The sequence below is a fragment of the Streptacidiphilus neutrinimicus genome, assembly GCF_000787815.1.
Classification (GTDB): Bacteria; Actinomycetota; Actinomycetes; order Streptomycetales; family Streptomycetaceae; genus Streptacidiphilus; species Streptacidiphilus neutrinimicus.
Map to the genome: position 1 here is coordinate 33107 of NZ_BBPO01000044.1, position 17022 is coordinate 50128.

Annotated in this window: 12 protein-coding genes and 1 riboswitch; of the genes, 7 read left to right on the forward strand and 5 right to left on the reverse strand. The window is 72.7% G+C overall.

Annotated elements, in window-relative coordinates:
• Positions 1-61: 61 nt before the first annotated feature.
• Positions 62-2941 (reverse strand): AfsR/SARP family transcriptional regulator, encoded by a 2880-nt coding sequence (locus TR48_RS25220; protein ID WP_152628172.1) that lies wholly within the window; start codon positions 2939-2941, stop codon positions 62-64.
• Positions 2942-3328: 387 nt separating this feature from the next.
• On the opposite strand from TR48_RS25220, the gene TR48_RS25225 reads away from it, so the two are divergent.
• On the forward strand, positions 3329-3637 hold the full coding sequence (locus TR48_RS25225) for a GNAT family N-acetyltransferase (protein WP_042371287.1): 309 nt from the start codon (positions 3329-3331) through the stop codon (positions 3635-3637).
• Positions 3638-3674: 37 nt separating this feature from the next.
• Here the strand turns inward: TR48_RS25225 and TR48_RS39765 are convergent, their stop codons facing one another.
• Positions 3675-4925 carry a transglycosylase family protein gene (locus tag TR48_RS39765; RefSeq protein ID WP_063771057.1) on the reverse strand — a complete coding sequence of 417 codons (1251 nt, stop codon included), beginning with the start codon at positions 4923-4925 and terminating at the stop codon, positions 3675-3677.
• 5 nt (positions 4926-4930) lie between these two features.
• Positions 4931-5084: riboswitch (cyclic di-AMP (ydaO/yuaA leader) on the reverse strand.
• A gap of 314 nt (positions 5085-5398) precedes the next feature.
• Positions 5399-7669 carry a D-alanyl-D-alanine carboxypeptidase family protein gene (locus TR48_RS43590; RefSeq protein ID WP_052442991.1) on the reverse strand — a complete coding sequence of 757 codons (2271 nt, stop codon included), beginning with the start codon at positions 7667-7669 and terminating at the stop codon, positions 5399-5401.
• Between the two features lie 229 nt (positions 7670-7898).
• Between TR48_RS43590 and TR48_RS25240 the strand changes: the two genes are divergently transcribed.
• The 3 genes from TR48_RS25240 to TR48_RS25250 all read left to right on the forward strand — a co-directional run bounded on the left by TR48_RS25240 (position 7899) and on the right by TR48_RS25250 (position 10196).
• Positions 7899-8624, forward strand: coding sequence for a GOLPH3/VPS74 family protein (locus tag TR48_RS25240; protein WP_042371289.1), 726 nt, complete (start codon positions 7899-7901; stop codon positions 8622-8624).
• Positions 8625-8944: 320 nt separating this feature from the next.
• A complete protein-coding gene (locus TR48_RS25245; protein WP_042371291.1) occupies positions 8945-9805 on the forward strand; it encodes a helix-turn-helix domain-containing protein in 861 nt (286 codons plus the stop codon).
• A gap of 181 nt (positions 9806-9986) precedes the next feature.
• Entirely contained in the window at positions 9987-10196 is a 210-nt protein-coding gene (locus TR48_RS25250; RefSeq protein ID WP_152628174.1) for a DUF397 domain-containing protein, read from the forward strand.
• Between the two features lie 70 nt (positions 10197-10266).
• On the opposite strand, the gene TR48_RS25255 is transcribed toward TR48_RS25250, so the two are convergent.
• Positions 10267-11118 (reverse strand): hypothetical protein, encoded by an 852-nt coding sequence (locus tag TR48_RS25255; protein WP_042371295.1) that lies wholly within the window; start codon positions 11116-11118, stop codon positions 10267-10269.
• Positions 11119-11266: 148 nt separating this feature from the next.
• Here TR48_RS25255 and TR48_RS25260 point away from each other — a divergent pair, with 148 nt between their 5' ends.
• Complete coding sequence (locus TR48_RS25260; RefSeq protein WP_042371297.1) at positions 11267-11953, forward strand: helix-turn-helix domain-containing protein; 687 nt, start codon at positions 11267-11269, stop codon at positions 11951-11953.
• A 145-nt stretch (positions 11954-12098) separates the two neighbouring features.
• The gene (locus tag TR48_RS25265; RefSeq protein WP_042371300.1) at positions 12099-12884 is read left to right on the forward strand and encodes an SDR family oxidoreductase; all 786 of its coding nucleotides are present in this window, start codon (positions 12099-12101) and stop codon (positions 12882-12884) included.
• Positions 12885-12907: 23 nt separating this feature from the next.
• On the opposite strand, the gene TR48_RS25270 is transcribed toward TR48_RS25265, so the two are convergent.
• Positions 12908-15553, reverse strand: coding sequence for a bifunctional FO biosynthesis protein CofGH (locus TR48_RS25270; RefSeq protein ID WP_042371302.1), 2646 nt, complete (start codon positions 15551-15553; stop codon positions 12908-12910).
• A 168-nt stretch (positions 15554-15721) separates the two neighbouring features.
• Between TR48_RS25270 and TR48_RS25275 the strand changes: the two genes are divergently transcribed.
• The gene (locus tag TR48_RS25275; RefSeq protein WP_042371304.1) at positions 15722-16888 is read left to right on the forward strand and encodes a LolA family protein; all 1167 of its coding nucleotides are present in this window, start codon (positions 15722-15724) and stop codon (positions 16886-16888) included.
• The last annotated feature ends 134 nt before the right edge of the window (positions 16889-17022 follow it).

Below are 17022 nucleotides of genomic sequence, written 5' to 3' on the forward strand. Positions count from 1 at the left end.
GCGGATCACCGGGCGGTGCGGACGCGGAGTGGAGGGGCGGTGGGCGCAGCGTGGTCGCGGGTCAGTGGCGGGCGCCGAGGTCGGCGAGTTTGGCTTCGAGGGTGGGGGCGAGGGGGTTGTCGCGGCCGTGGAGGGCGGTGAGGGCTTCGGTCCAGGCGGCGCGGGCGGCGTCGGGGCGGGCGGAGGTGGCGTGGAGGTCGCCGAGGCGGTCGAGGGTGGCGGCCTGGCCGTCGAGGTCGCGGAGTTCCGCGCGGAGGGTGGCGGACTGGCGGAAGGCGAGCACGGCCTCCTCAGTGCGGCCGAGGCGCAGACGGGTCTGGCCGAGGCTGTCCAGCAGGCCGGCCTCGACATAGGGGATCGGCTCCGGGGATGCCTGCAGGACGGCGAGGGCCGCGTCGTAGCACTCGGCCGCCTCCGCATAGCGCTCCAGGGCGTGGAAGGCGTAGCCGCGGTTGTTGAGGGTCGCCGCGAGCAGGCCCGGCTTCTCGGCCATGCGGCCGTCGGCCACGGCGAGGCCGTGCCAGTGGGCGGCCTCCTCGTAGCGGCCGCGGTGGTGCATGACCAGGCCCACGTGGGCCATCGTCGTGGTGTGGGCGTTGCGGTCGCCCGAGAGCTCCGCCTGTTCCAGGGCCTCCAGCGCGCGGCGCTCGGCCAGCACCAGGTCGCCCATGCCGATGTAGGAGATGCTGATGCCGAGCAGCATCCAGGCCTGCCCGCGGTGGTCGCCGAGGCGGCGTGCGCTGGCCAGGCCGATCAGGTTGACCGAGCGGATGGACCGCCAGTTGCCGCTCTGCACGGCGAAGATGTGCATCGCGGATGCCAGCCGCCAGGTGACCGGCGTCGGCTCGCCCTGGGCGCTCAGCAGCACCGCCTCGTTCAGGTTGGCGCGTTCGTCCTGGTACCAGGCGAGCGACGAGCCGCGGTCGGTGAAGCCGGGCAGGCCCCCGGGGCAGGGGCGGTCCTCCTGGGCGCACAGCAGCGTGTGCTCGCGGTGCAGCAGGTTGGACGCGTGGTCGGTGGCGTGCGCGTACCAGGCCGCCAGGCGCTCCGCCGCCGGGCCGCACTCGGCCGCGAAGGACTCGCGCGCGCACTCCTGCGCGTAGACACGGACCAGGTCGTGGAAGGTGTACCGCTCGGCGCTGCCGGACTCGCCGCGGCGGGCCTCGAGCAGGTGGGTGCGGGCGAGCGCCTCCAGCAGCCGGCGTGCCTCCGCGAGCGGCACCCGCAGCATGGCGGCCGCCGACTCGGGCGTGAAGTCCGGACCGTCCCAGGCGCTCATGACGGCGAAGGCGCGGGCGGCGGCGGGCTCCAGCGCGTCGTAGCCGACGGCGAAGCAGCCGCGGACGGCGCGGTCCTCGACGTGGAGCTCGTCCAGACGGCTGCCCTGGCCGCGCAGCCGCGCGGCCAGCGTCGCGACCTTCCAGCCCGGCTGGCAGGCGAGGCGGCTGGCGGCGATGCGGATCGCCAGCGGCAGCCCCGCGCACAGCCGCAGCACCTCGGTGACGGCCTCCGGCTCGGCCTCGACGGACGCGGAGTCGACGATCCGGCCGAAGAGCCGGGCGGCCTCGTCCTGGGGCAGCACACCGACGGGGAAGCGGCGCGCGCCGTCCAGCCCGGGCAGGGTGCTCCGGCTGGTGACCAGCACCGCGCAGCCGCCGGAGGCCGGCAGCAGCGGGCGGACCTGGGCCGCGTCGCGGGCGTTGTCGAGCAGCAGCAGGATCCGGCGTCCGGCCAGGGTGGTCTGGTAGAGCGACTCCCGCTCCTCGACGTCCTCGGGGATGCGCCGCTGCGGGACGCCGAGGCCGCGCAGGAAGCGGGAGAGGACCTCACCGGGCTCGGCCGGGGAGCCGCCGAAGCCGCGCAGGTCGGCCTGGAGCTGCCCGTCGGGGAAACGGTCCACGGCCTGGTGGGCGACGTGCAGGGCGAGCGAGGTCTTGCCCGCGCCGCCGGGCCCGGCCAGCACGGCGACCGTGGCCGCGCCGCTGCTCTCGTCCCGGTCGGCCAGCGCTTCGCGCAGCCGTGCGACCAGCACCTGACGGCCGGTGAAGTCCCGCAGCCCCGGCCGGAGCTGACGCGGAACGACCGGCTCGGCGGGGGCGGCCGCAGCGGTCTTCGACGCCGCAGCAGGCTTGGACGCCGCAGCAGGCCTGGACGCCGCGGACGCCGCCGCCGCGTCGGCCTCCGGGGCCGCGAGCGCCGGATCGGCGATGAGGATCCCCTGGTGGGTGCGCTGCAGCTCCGGAGCCGGGTCGACGCCGAGCTCCTCCGCCAGCCGCCGCCGGACCTGCTGGTAGACCTCCAGCGCCTCACCGCGGCGGCCGCTGCGGTACAGGGCCAGCAGGCGCAGCTCGGCGACCCGCTCGTCCAGCGGCTGCCCGGCGTGCAGGGCGGCCAGCTCTCCGACGACCTCCTGGTGCCGGCCGAGGGCCAACTCCCCCTCCAGGCACTGCTTGTGCACGGCGACGCGGAGCGCGTCGAGCCGCTCCGCCTCCGCGCGCAGCGCGGCGCCGGTGAGGCCGGCGAGGGCGGGTCCGCGCCAGCAGGCGAGGGCGCGGCGCAGCGCGGCGACGGTGTCCCCGGGGGTGCCCCGGGCGTCGCGCCGGGCCCGCTCGAAGGCGAGGAGGTCGAGCTGCCGCTCCGTCAGCCCGAGCTGGTAGCCGCCGTGCTGGGTGACCACGAGACCCGGGGCGCCCGCTTCGGCGAGGGCGCGCCGCAGACCGGAGACCGCGTCCTGCACCTGGCGCACGGCCGTGGCCGGCCCGCCATCGTCCCACATGACGTCGACCAGGCGGTCCATCGGAACGGTCCGGCCCGCGTCGAGCAGCAGCGCCGCGAGCACCTTGGCGACGCGCGGTCCGCCGAGCGCGACCTCACGGCCGGCGACCTCGGCACGCAGCGGCCCGAGGACTCCCATCCCGACGTCCGCCTGTCGTGTGCCCACCGCTCCCCGCTGCTCCCCGTGCGTTCCCGGCCTGTTCTCGGCCGGGACATGACGTGTTGATCAGGACGAACCTAGGACGGATCTAGGACCGGTGTCCATATCGTCAGGACTGCCGGTCCGAGCCGGGTGGCACGGGGGGATCACCCAGCTCGGGCCGTCTGCCTTTTCCAGGGGCCCTCCGCCCGCGCGGCCCGGTCGAGTCGTCCGCGCGATCCGCCTGATCGGCTTCCGCGAAGGAGACCACCCTCACACCCCCGACTCCACTCCCCGCTTGAATGTGCACGTCTTCAGGGTCGACCCGGGTCGACGGGCGTGTCCGTTCGCCCGCGCACCGCTCGAATGGTCGAGACTGCAAGACGAGGGCAGACCGAGGAGGAGGCGGCGAGGATGAGCACGAGCGAGGCGGAGGTCACGGTCGCGGACGCGCCACAGGCGCACCGGTTCGAGGCGCGGATCGAGGGCGAGCTGGTCGGCTTCGCCTCCTATGTGCGGGAGGGCGACCGCGTCATCTACCAGCACACCGTCGTCGGCCCCGCCTACGAGGGCCTCGGCATCGGCGGGCTGCTGGCGAGGACGGCCCTCGAGGACGGCATCCGCCGGGGCGTCACCGTCGAGGTGACCTGCCCGTTCATCAGGGACTGGCTGACACGACACCCGGAGTACCAGGACAAGGTGTCCGGCACTCCGGGCGTGTGAGGAGAGAACTACCGCAGATGTCCGCAGATCGCGATCGTCAGCCGATGCGGCCTGCGAAGTCCGGGGTGTAGTTGGAGATGGTCTCCCACTTGACGCCGGAGCTCGGGTTGGCGGCCTCGACGAAACGACCGTTGCCGACGTAGATCGCGACGTGGTAGACGCCGCCGGCGCTGCCGTCGTTGGACCAGAACAGCAGGTCGCCGGGCTGGGCCTGGGACACGGGGATGATCGTGGTGGTCGACGCCTGGTCGGCGGCGGTGCGCGGCAGGTTGACGCCGGCCTGGGCGTAGGCGGCCTGGACCAGGCCGGAGCAGTCCCAGGAGTTCGGGCCGGTGCCGCCGTAGACGTAGGAGTCGCCCACGTGCGCCTCGGCGAACGCGATCGCCGAGGCCGCGGCGGCGGACGCGCCCTGCGGGACCGAGGTGGTCGCGGACGCCGCGGTGGCCGAGGTGGTGACCGCGGAGGTCGTGGTCGCCGTGGTCGACGCGGACGACTGCGTGGCGGACGAGTGCGTGGCGGTCGCGTCCGAGCTGGTGCGGGCCGAGGAGGAGGCGTGGCCGCCGAGGACCAGCTTCTGACCCGGGTAGATCCAGTCCGGACCCTTCGTCAGCTCCGCCTTGTTCATCTGGTAGAGACGCTGCCAGCCGCCGGAGACGTGCTTCTTCGCGGCGATGGTGGACAGCCAGTCGCCCGGCTGGACCGTGTAGGTGCCGTGGGCGGCCGGAGCCGAGGAGCCGGTGTGGGCGGACTCGGAGCCCTCGTCGCCGGCGGAGGAGCTGCCGGAGGCGGGGGTGCTGCTCGACGGGGCCGAGGCGGTGGACGAGCCGGCGGAGCTCGAGGAGCTCGAGGAGCTCGAGGAGCTCGAGGAGCCGGAGGTGCTCAGGACCGGCGCGGGGCCGCCCTGGGTCAGGCCGGCCTGCGGGCCGCAGACGGGCCAGGCGCTCGGACCCTGGCTGGCCAGGACCTTCTCGGCGACGGCGATCTGCTGGTCCTTGGTGGCCAGGTCGGCACGGGAGGCGTACTGCTGGCCGCCGTAGGCGTCCCAGGTGGACTGGTCGAACTGCAGTCCGCCGTAGTAGCCGTTGCCGGTGTTGATGGACCAGTTGCCGGTGGACTCGCACTGGGCGACGGCGTCCCACGTGGAGACGGTGGCGGCGTGCGCGCCGGTCGCGGTGACCAGCGGGAGCGCTATGCCGGCGCCGGTCAGGCCGGCGGTGGCGACCAGGCGCTTGGAGACGATGCGGGCGGAGCTGGGCGCGCGGTGGCGACCCTTGCTGCTGAACAGCATGAGGTTGGTCCTCTCCCACGCCTGCGAGGTGAGCTGTCGGGTTCGGGCCGGAGTAGCCCGGCCGTGCGTAGGCACGGCTTCACCCCGAGCCGCGGTCTGCGTTCCGCGGCGACTTACCTGGGTCCCCCGCTCCTGCCGTGGTGTTCGTCCGGATGACGACTGACCTTCCCCGGCGGCAGGACTCGGCGTTCCGGAGATGTCAGTTCCGCTTAAGTGCGGCTGGGCGTGACCGTAGGCAGATCGGACGGGAAACCTCAAGCCAGCACCCAGGCTTTGAGAGGTCCGTCACGCCGCACTGACACGATTCACAGAATCACCTCGCCCAATTGCCCGATTTGCCCCAGTGGTTTGTCAGCCTTCCCCGGCTTATGTCCGGTTGATACACCTTCGGCCGGACGTAAAAGCGCGCCCGTCCCAGTCGGGACGGGCGCGCTCAGAATGTGACGCACGGTCAGCGACGCGCGGTCGGCTCGTCAGGTCAGGCGGGTCAGCTTCGCGCCGAACCCGGGAGCGGTCAGACCCGACTGCAGCGCGACCGGAACCGTCTGCGCCGTGGGACCGCTGCCGACCACGAGCTCGCCGACGACCGTGCCGGCCGCTGCGCTGTGCGGGACGGCCTGCCCGGCCAGCGGCCGCAGCGAGACGCCCACCGAGAGCCCGCTCCAGCCCGCCACCTGCACGTCCGCGGTCGCCACCACCGGAGTCCGGCCGCCCATCCCGTCGTCGACGTAGCCGACCACGTCACCCTTGTGCGCGATCGTGTGCCCCTGGAGCGCCTGCTCGGCGCTGAGCACCAGCTTCTTGCTGTTGGCCAGCACCTGGTCGAGGATGCCCTGCCCCGGCCCGCTGCCGAGCGCCGGCTGGCTCAGCGTCACACCCACGATCAGCTGGTCGACGCCGCCCACCGGCTGCTCCGCCGCCCACACCAGGTTGCCGAGCGCCGCCGTGCTGGTGCCGGTCTTGATCCCGATCACGCCGTCCTTGCCGACGAGCGTGTTGGTGTTCGGAGTCGGGCCGTTGCCCGGCGAGTTGAAGGACTGTGTACCGACGACCTCACGGAAGACCGGGTCCGCCATCGCCGCGGTGGCCAGCTTCAGCTGGTCGTCGGCGTTGCTGCGGGTGGTCGCGTCCAGACCGCTGGGGTCCGTGTACGTCGACTGCGTCATGCCCAGCTGCGCGGCCGTGGCCTGCATCTTCTGCACGAACGCGACGTCGGTGCCGGCGTCCCACCGCCCCAGCAGCCGGGCGATGTTGTTCGCGGACGGAATCATCAGCATCTGCAGCGCCTGGTACTCGCTGAGCTTCTCGCCGGCCGTGACCTTCTGCACCGACTCGCCGGACGTGCTGCCGGAGTTGTAGTCGTTGACCGCGCCCTGGTCGACGGTGATCGTCGGCCCGGGCTCACCCTTCTTCAGCGGGTGGTCGTGCAGGACGACGTACGCGGTCATCATCTTGGTCACACTCGCCAGCGGGACCGGGTTGCCGCTGCCGCTCCTGCCCATCATCCCGAGCCCCGGGACGGAGACCGCGGCCTGCCCGCTGACCGGCCAGGCAAGCGAGAGCTGCCCGCCCTCGAACGCGTAGTTCGCCACCGCGGACTGCTGCAACTTCGGCGACGGCAGCGGGCGCAGCACCTGCACCGTGCCGAGGACCAGCACGAGCAGCACCAGCAGCACCCCGTAGAGCCGCACGCGCCGCAGGGCGACCCGTGCCGGCGTCATCGGCCGGGCGCTGAGACCGGCCAGCACCTCCATCGCCTCGACGGTCGTCTCCGGGGAGGCGGCGACGGCGGTCGCGGCCCCGGCCGGCGCGCCGTGCACGGGCTCGGACGCGGCACCGGGCCCCGCCGGCCGGGACGGCCCCGGCGGCGGCGGAAGCGGCGGCAGCGCGGACATCGGCCGCGTCTCCTCGTCCGCGACGGATCGCGGCGGAGCTACGACCGGCGGCTTCTTCGCCTCCGGCGCGGGGCGGGGCTCGGGTTCGGCCTCGGGCTCGTCGTCGGAGCCGGAGTCGGCCTCGGCTTCGGCTTCGGCTTCGGCTTCGGCTTCGGCGGGCTCCTCTCCGGTCTCGGGCTCGGCAGCCTCGGCCGTCGCCGGAGCCTTCTCGATCACCGCAGCGCGCAGCAGGCGGGTCTCGGCGTCGACCCCCGCCTCGCGCTTCGCCTCTTCGCCGTCCTCGGACGACTCGGGCTCGGCGCTCTCGGGCTCGGCGCTCTCGGGCTCGGCAGCCTCGGCCGCCTCCGAAGCCTTCTCGATCACGGCGGCGCGCAGCAGGCGCGTCTCAGCGTCGGCACCCGGCTCCGACGTCCGTTCCGGCTCCGGCTCGGACGCGTCGCCGTCCTCGGCGGCCTCCGGCTTCGCAGCCTCGGGGTCCTCGGCCCCGGCCGCGCGCTCCGGGGCCTTCCCGACCACCGCAGCACGCAGCAGGCGGGTCTCGGCGTCGACCTTGGGCTCCGCCGCCTCCGCCGCCTCCGCCGCCTCCCGCGCTTCCTCGGACTCGGCAGGCTCCTCCTCGGACCCCTCCGGCTCGGCGGACTCCGGAGCCTCCGCGCCCTCCGCCTCGTCCGCGCGCTCCGCGTCCGCCCCCTCGCGCTCCTCCCGCACGTCGCGCGGGCGGAGGGTGCGGGTGGGTGAGTCCGTGGGAGCGGGCGCGGACGCCTCGGCCGCCTCGGCTGTCGACCGTTCCGCCTCCTGCTGCTCCTCCGCTCCCGCGGTCCGGTTCGACCTGTCGGGGGACTCACCCACGTAACCCAGCCTCCTCTAGCTCATGCTCATGCCGCTTCTGCCTGGCACCAGTCTCCTGCACCCGCGCGCACATCCGCGCTCGCCAGGCCGCCGACCGGCCGCACGATCAGACGAGAGGCCGCCTGCCGACGGTTCCGAAAGATCACGGCGAGGTGTCACATTCGAGGCCCTCTCGACAGCGGGGTGTGAGAGGCGTCACTCTGTTGTGCATCCACGCGGGGAGGCTTGGATGGGCAGGAGCCGCAGAACAATTCCCGAGGAGCTGCTGTTGCTCGCTCTGGACCCGGCCACGGGTACCACGGCGCAGCCCCAGACGCTCGACCTCGGACTGGCCGGAGCACAGCTCGTCGAGCTGGCCATGGCCGGACGCATCGTCCCGGACGGGGACCGGATCACCGTGGTGAATCCGCGACCGACCGGCGACCCGACCCTCGATCACGCGCTCGAACTGCTGCGCAGACGTGGCAGCGCGGTGCGCGCCGTACAGTGGATCGGCGGCCCGCGACTGGGCCTGCGCCAGACCTATCTCGCGCACCTGGAACGGTGCGAGATGGTGAAGGCCGTGCCGGGCCAGGTGTGCGGAGTGTTGCCGACGACCCGTTACCAGGCGTCGGACGACTGCACGAACAGTGCCATCAAGGAACGCCTCGACGCGGCGATCCGGACCGGGGTGCCCCCGGACCCGCGCACCGCCGCGCTCGCCGCCCTGGCCCACTCGGTCGGGCTCGGCAAGCACCTCTACCCGGGCAACGAGGGACGGTCCTGCAGGTCCCGCCTGCGCGACCTGATCCGTTACGACCCCCTCGGCGGCATGGTCGCGCACGCGGTCATGGACGTGCAGAACGGCATGCCGACCACGCAGGTGCGCACGGGCGGCGGCGCCGCCCGTCCGGCCGCGCGTCCGGCGGCCCGGCCCGCCGTGGTCACCGGGATGGTCCGCGCGGGCATCAGGTAGTCCGGGCGGCAGAACACGGCACCACGGCACACGGCACACAGCACGCACACGGCACGACAGGCACGCGGCGAGACAGGATCCGACAGGCACGACACGCGAGGCGCGACACGCGACACGAGCGGAAGCGGCGGCGAACCACCCTTCGCCGCCGTTTCCTCGCACTGACCAGCTCTCCGGAGCGGCAGTTGTGGGCGCAGAATCGTTCCTCCTCTCAGCCAATCCGTCAAGAAGCGGGCCGATTGCGCCACATGAGGGCGTGTCGGGATGGCATCCTGGCTGGCTATAGGGGCGTGCCAGACCGTCGATGCCCAGGAGAGACCGTGTCAACCGCCAGCGTCAATCCCACCGTCCGCCGTCGTCGGCTCGGGGCCGAGCTCCGCCGACTCCGCGAGCAGAAAGGCCTCACCGCGGAGGAGGTCGCGCAGCAGCTGCTGGTCTCCCAGTCGAAGATCAGCCGTCTGGAGAACGGACGTCGCAGCATCAGCCAGCGCGACGTTCGGGATCTGTGCGACGTCTACGGCGTGAGCGATCCCGCGATGATCGAGGGCCTGATGACCATGGCCCGCGAGTCGCGGCAGCGCGGCTGGTGGCACGCCTTCGGCGACGTCCCCTACAGCGTCTACATCGGCCTGGAGGCCGAGGCGGTCTCCATCCGCACCTACGAGTCGCTGTTCATCCCCGGCCTGCTGCAGACCCGTGACTACGCGCACGCCGTGGTCGCGGGCATCCAGCCGGAGGCCCAGCCGGCGCAGATCGAGAAGCGCACGGACGTCCGGATGGTGCGTCAGGACCTGTTGCGCAAGAACGACGAGCCGCTGCGGTTGTGGGCGGTCGTCGACGAGGCCGCGCTGCACCGCGTCGTGGGGAGCCCGCAGACGATGCGGGCGCAGCTGGAGGCGCTGATCGAGACCAGCCTGCTGCCCCACGTGACGGTGCAGGTGCTGCCGTTCGGCGTCGGCGCGCACCCGGGCATGACGGCGAACTTCTCGGTGCTGGAGTACCGCGACGCCTCCGACGCGACGGTGGTGTACCTGGAGGGCGTGACCAGCGACCTGTATCTGGAGAAGGAGTCGGACGTCCGCGCCTACGCGACGCTCTACGAACACCTCCAGGCGCAGGCGCTCGGCCCGGAGCAGACCCGCGAACTCGTGGACAAGGTCGCCAAACTGCACACACGGTGATCGCGAAGTCGCGGAAGAATACACCACGGCCCGGCGAGAGCAGCGGTTCACTCGTCAAATCCTTTCGGATGAGTGAACGCCGACAGTCGACGGTTCCCAGCGGCGGGACGGTGTGGGCAGACTGACACCCGTAAACGCGATCAGCGGATCGTCAGCTCGCTCCTCCCGACTGGAGATGGAAATGATCACTGAGGACCACCGCGACGGCGCCCTCGACTGGCGCAAGTCCAGCTACTCCGGAGCCAACGCCTGCGTCGAGGTCGCCCGTCCCGCCGAGGCCGTCATGGTCCGCGACTCCAAGGATCTGGCCGGGCCGTCCCTCGCCTTCTCCCGTGAGGCCTGGCAGTCCTTCCTCGCCGAGGTGGCCACCGGTTCCCTCGACCGCGCCTGACCTGGTCGCCCGGCGGGGGCAGCCGCGCCCCCACCGGGCATCCCGAACCCCAGCCCGAACCCCAGCCCCGTCAGCGCAGCTCGTCGACGTAGGCGTCGGTTCCCGGCAGGGTCGGCAGGAACGGCGCCACCAGCTCCACCCGCGCGCCCGGGACCGCCCCGGCCACCTCCCCGTCCAGGCCGGTGAAGGCGTCCCAGCAGCCGCGCGGGTCCTGCTGCAGGAACCAGAGCAGCGTCAGCCGCGTGTCCGTCCCGTCCACGGGCTTCACGTAGGACATCCGGTCGACCGGCAGCGGCAGCGGCTCGAAGATCGTGCACATCGCCGCCGGCGAGCCGGACCGCAGCCGGGAGGGCAGGTGCCGGTCCATCAGCCAGTCGGTCAGCTGCCGCCGCTGCTCCGCCGTCTCGGTGTCGACGACCTCCATCACCAGCCCCTGGTAGGGGTGGTCCAGCGCGTGGATGTCACGCGGTCCGGCCGCGCCGTCCCGGTAGTACGTGCTGACGTGCTGCTGGAAGGCGGTGAAGACGTGGGTGCGATCGCGGTAGACGCGGCCGTCCCGGTTCAGCCGCTTGTTGATCTGGACCGTCCAACGCATGTGCGCGTCGTGGCGGCCCTGCGTGACCCAGTAGACCGAGAGGTAGCACCCTGCGGTGACCGGCTCCGCGACCGCCGACTTCTCCGGATACCGCAGCAGTTGCAGCTCGCGGGGGGCCACGAAGCGCCGCCCGGCGAACATCCACGGCATGGCCATCGCGCCCGCGTAGAAGTGGTCGTCCTCGTACCAACGGTTGTAGGCGTACTCGTGGCCCGGCAGCGGCTCGACCATGGTGATCAGAGCGCTGCCGATGGCGACGCCGTAGGGGCCGCGCGCGGCCAGCTCGGTGTAGCGCTGCAGTTCTTCCGCGTCATCCGAATCCGTCATGGAGCTGACGGTAAGTCAGATATCGGGAACTGCCCAGAGGAAGCTCTGGAAGCTCCGGAGGAAGCTCCAGGCGGAACCGCCGGGGCCACGGATGCCTTGTGCGATCGTTGCCTGGGCCGACCCGCCTTGCCCCTTTAGCCTCCGATTCATGCCGAGACGCACGCCTCCCTCCTCCGTCCCGGTTCCGTTCGAGCCGGCGGCAGCCCGTGCCGTGCGCTCCTCCCTCGGACTGAGCCCCGCCCTGGTCGCCCGCTCGCTCGCCGAGCAGTACGCGATGCCCGTGCCGCCCGCCCTGGTCATCGCCTGGGAGACCGGCGGCGCGCACCCCACCGAGCGCGAACTGATCGCGCTCGCGCGGGTGCTGTGGTGCCTGCCGGGCCAGCTGATGGGCGGACGCGCCGAGTCGCTGCGCGACCACCGACTCGCCATGGACCTGCCCCAGGAGGAGGTGGCCCGCCGGATCCGGGTCACCCCGCGCGAGTACGCGAAGCTGGAGGTGCGCTGGACCGGCGACCGGACCATGACCCGCGACCTGGCAACCGCCCTGCACCTCTCCCCGCCCGTACTGGTCCGCGCCTGCGGCTGGGAGGAGGACCTCCAGGAGCTGCTGCGACGCGCGGTCGACGGCCGCTGGCAGGCCCAGGTGCGCCCGGTGCGCGACCTCGTCCCCACACTGTCGGAGGAGTGGATCACCCACGCGCTCCAGGCCCTCGCCGCCGAGCGGGCCACCTCGAGCGCGCTCTGGGGCGGCAGCGCCCCGACCGCGGTGACCGAGGAGCCGGAGGCGGAACCGCTGGAGCGCTTCTGGGCCCTGGTCGGCGTCACCCGCCTCTGACGCGCCCGCCTCCCGCGCGAACGACGCCCGCACCCACGACTCCCGGACCCACGACCCTGGCACCCACGACCCTGGCACCCTGCGGCCGGAGACCCTACTCTGACGCATCGTCAGATATTTCTGGAGTGCTACCGGGAGGTTCGCCATGCTGCTCGAAGGACGCACCGTCGTGGTCTCCGGCGTCGGGCCGGGTCTCGGGCACCGCGTCGCGCTGGCCGCGGCCCGCGACGGCGCCAACGTCGTACTCGGCGCGCGCACGCAGGAGAACCTGGTCAAGACCGCCGAGCAGATCGAGGCGAGCCGCCCGGGGACCACCGCGTGGAAGCGCACCGACATCGCCGACCCCGAGCGCTGCGACGCGCTCGCCGCGCTCGCCGTCGAACGCTTCGGCCGCATCGACGCGGTGATCCACGTCGCCGCCATGGACCAGTCCTTCGGCGGGCTGGAAGACGCCGACTTCGACGAGTGGCGCCGGGTCATCGACGTCAACCTGATCGGCACACTGCAGCTGACCCGCTCCTGCCTCCCCGCGCTGCGCGAACGCGGCGGCGCGGTCGTCATCGTCGGCACCCAGTCCGCCATCGCCGCGCCGTCCCAGGTCCGGCAGGCCGCGTACGCCGCCTCCAAGGGCGCGCTGACCAGCGCGATGTACAGCATGGCCCGGGAGCTCGGCCCGTCCCGGATCCGGGTCAACACCGTGCTGCCGGGCTGGATGTGGGGGCCGATGGTGGAGGCCTACGTCACCTGGACCGCCACCGGCGAGAACGTCCCGCGGGAGGAGGTCGTGGGACGTCTCAGCGAGCGGGTCGTCCTTCCGGAGCTGGCCACCGACGGCGACGTCGCCGAGGCCGCGATCTTCCTCGCCTGCGACCGCGCCCGCGCCATCACCGGCCAGTCGCTCCTGGTCAACGCGGGCGAGATCATGCGCTGACCCGGCGCGGTCCGGAACCGGCCCTACTCGATCACCGGCAGCAGCTCCGGCAGGTGCCCGTCCGAGGCCAGCGCGGCCGCGCGCCGCTCGGCGGGGACCTCGCCGTAGAGGGTGGTGCGCTGGGCGGCCGGACGACCGGCCGCGGCGGCGACGGCCTCCAGGTCGCGGATGGACTTGTAGCTGCCGTAGGCGGAGCCCGCCATCCGGGAGATGGTCTCCTCCATCAGCGTGCCGCCGAGGTCGTTGGCGCCGCTGCGGAGCATCTCCGCCGCTCCCTCGGCGCCGAGCTTGACCCAGCTGGTCTGGATGTTGGGGATCCGCCCGTGCAGCAGCAGCCGGGCCATGGCGGTGACGGCCCGGTTGTCGCGCGTCGTCGGGCCGGGCCGGGAGATGCCGGCGAGGTAGACGGGCGCGTTGGTGTGCACGAACGGCAGCGTCACGAACTCGGTGAAGCCGCCCCGGCCGGCTTCGAGCGAGCGGTCCTGGATCTCCGTGAGCACCCGCAGGTGGCCGAGCCAGTGACGGGGCTGGTCCACGTGCCCGTACATCATGGTGGACGAGGACCGGATGCCGAGCTCGTGCGCGGTGGTGACGACCTCGACCCAGGTCGCGGCGGGCAGCTTGCCCTTGGTCAGCACCCAGCGGACCTCGTCGTCGAGGATCTCGGCGGCGGTGCCGGGGATGGTGTCGAGCCCGGCCTCCTTGGCCTGCGTGAGCCAGTCCCTGATGGACAGCCCGGTCCTGGTCGCGCCGTTGACGACCTCCATCGGCGAGAAGGCGTGCACGTGCATGCCGGGCACGCGGTCCTTCACGGCCCGGGCGATGTCGAAGTAGGCGGTGCCGGGGAGGTCCGGGTGGATGCCGCCCTGCATGCACACCTCGGTCGCGCCGACCTCCCACGCCTGCTCGGCGCGGTCGGCCACCTGGGAGAGCGAGAGCGTGTAGGCGTCCGCGTCGGTGCGGCGCTGCGCGAAGGCGCAGAAGCGGCAGCCGGTGTAGCAGACGTTGGTGAAGTTGATGTTCCGCGTCACGCAGTAGGTGACGGTGTCGCCGACGACGTCCCGGCGGACCGCGTCGGCGACGGAGCAGAGCGCGTCGAGCGCGGGGCCGTCGGCGTGCAGGAGCGCCAGCGCCTGCGGGTCCGTCAGCCGGCGCGGGTCGTCGGCGGCGACGGCGAGCGCCTCGCGCACGTCCGCGTCCAGCCGCTCCACGCCCGCACGGTCGGGGGCGCCGGTCACCGCCGCGACCTCGCGCAGCGACTCCCAGTCGCCGTAGACGTCGTCGAAGTCGCCGCGCCGGTCGCCCGTGCGGCCTCCGCCGGGGCCTTCGGCGTCGATCTCGACGTGCAGCTCGGTGCGGCCGGAGGCGGTGAACGCCTCCTCCGGCTCCTGCCAGGGCAGGCCGACCGGCAACGCGTCCTCGCGTGCCAGCCCGGTCTCCGGGTCGGCCAGCGCCCGGATGTGCGGCAGCACGCGCGGGTCCAGCCACGGCTCGCCCTGGCGCACGTACTCGGGATAGACGCAGAGGCGTTCGCGCAGCTCGAAGCCGGCCGCCCGGGAGCGCTCGGCCAGCTCCTCGATCTGCGGCCAGGGGCGCTCGGGGTTGACGTGATCGATGGTCAGCGGCGAGACCCCGCCCCAGTCGTCGATCCCGGCGCCGATCAGCCGCTCGTACTCGCTGTCCACGAGGTTCGGCGGGGCCTGGAGACAGGCGGACGGGCCCAGGATGTGCCGGGCCACGGCGACCGTGGCGACCAGGTCGTCCAGCTCGGCGTCCGGCATGCCGCGCATCGCCGTGCCCGGCTTGGCGCGGAAGTTCTGGATGATCAGTTCCTGGATGCCGTGGTAGGCCCGGGAGATCCGGCGCAGGGCGAACAGGGACTCCGCCCGCTCCTCGTAGGTCTCGCCGATGCCGATCAGCAGGCCGGAGGTGAAGGGGACGGAGGAGCGGCCCGCGTCCTCCAGCACCCGCAGCCGGACGGCGGGCTCCTTGTCCGGGGAGCCGTAGTGCGGGCCGCCGGGCTCCGACCAGAGCCGGGTCGCGGTCGTCTCCAGCATCATGCCCATGGAGGGGGCGACCGGCTTCAGCCGCTGGAAGTCCGTCCAGGACATCACGCCCGGGTTGAGGTGGGGCAGCAGCCCCGTCTCCTCCAGGATGCGGACGGAGACGGCGCGGACGTAGGCGACGGTGTCGTCGTAGCCGTGCGCGTCGAGCCACTCGCGTGCCTCGGGCCAGCGGTCCTCCGGCTTGTCGCCGAGGGTGATCAGGGCTTCCTTGCAGCCGAGCGCCGCGCCCTTGCGGGCCACGTCCAGCACCTCGTCCGGGGACATGAACATCCCGTGCCCGGCCCGGCGCAGCTTGCCCGGGACGGTGACGAAGGTGCAGTAGTGGCAGGTGTCCCGGCACAGCCGGGTCAGGGGGATGAAGACGCTCTTCGAGTAGGTGATGACGCCGGGTCGACCCGCCGCCTCCAGCCCCGCGTCGCGCACCCGGGCGGCGGACGCGGCGAGCTCCGTGAGGGCGTCACCCCGCGCCTGCAGCAGCACCGCGGCCTCGGCGACGTCGAGGGCTACCCCGCTCCGGGCGCGACTGACGGCCCGACGCATCGCGTTCGCGGTCGGCTGCGCGCTCGGCTGCGCGCCCGGTTGCCCGTTCGACTGGTGCTTCATGAGCTGAACCATACGCGGATCTGCTGGCCCGGCCCTCGAGTAACCCTGAGAACGTCTCAGGGTTCCGTAGTCCGACGGGTGGAACGGGCTTTGCGCCCGTGGGCCGATGCCGCGGACGGGGGCGAGGCGTTCAATGACAGGGTGGGAAAGACGACGGAGGGACGATCAATGTCGAACAGCACCGCCCGGACGAGCCGTAAGCGGCTGCTGCTGGCGTCGGCGGCCGTGGCGGCCGTAGCGGGTTCCGTGGCCGCGGGGACGGCGCTGGCCGCGGGGCCCTCGCTGCCAGCGGTGTCGGCGCAGGCCCTGCTGGCGCGTGCGCTCAGCAGCCACCAGCAGTCCTTCTCCGGCACGGTCGAGTCGACCGTGGACCTGGGCCTGCCCTCTCAGCTGGTCTCGCAACTGCCCTCGGCGCTCGGCGCCTCGGGCGCCAAGTCGGGCGCGAGCGCGGCCGCGGACCCGCAGGCCCAGCAGGCGGAGCAGCAATTGCTCGGTCTGCTGTCGGGGACGCACGACTTCACCGTGGCCATGGACGGCCCGAACCGTCAGGCCTTCAGCTCGACGGACACCGGCACCACGGTCCGGTTCGTCCACAACGGCACCGAGGCCTGGTCGTACGACAGCCGGAGCAACCAGGCCACCCAGTACACCGGGATCAACCCGGACGAGGCGACCACGCATCCGAGCGCCCCGGCGATGAGCACCCCTGCGGACGCCGCGCGGATGCTTCAGGAGATCGCACCGTTCAGCTCGGTCTCGGTCGACGGCAACTCGATGGTGGCGGGGCGCCAGGTCTACGTCCTCGTCATCTCCCCCAAGGGAGCCGGCTCCACCATCGGCGACGTGCGCCTGTCCGTGGACGCGCGGACGGACATGGCGCTCGGCGTCCAGGTGGACCCGTCCGACGGCAGCAGCCCGATCGCCGACGTCCGGTTCGCGAGCATCAGCTACGCCGAGCCGGCCGCGAGCACCTTCGACTTCACCCTGCCGCAGGGCGCGAAGCTGACCACCAAGTCCGCGCAGCGGGGCGCCGGTCAGCAGCAGAAGCACGCCCCCGGCCACCCGGGCGCGCAGGGCCCGCAGAACGGGCAGGCGCGAGGCGACGACGTCCAGATGATCGGCACCGGCTGGACGACCGTCTACAAGATCAGCCCCTCGGCCACCGCCAAGAACGGCAAGGGCGGCAACCCGGCGGACGCGCTCAAGTCCCTCGGCCACTCCGTCCCCGGCGGCACGCTGTTCACCACCAAGGCGTTCAACGTGCTGGTCACCGACAACGGCACCGTCTACGCCGGCGCGGTCACCCCGCAGTTCCTGGAGAACCTGGCCAAGTAGTCCAGACAAGTGAAGATCTTCTACGGGAACTAGTCCGGACAAGTGATCGGTCGACCGAGTCTTCGGTCGACCGATCACATCTGCTCATGCGTCGTTCTTCCAAACTTACTTCTCGGTAGTTAGCGTGCAGCTCC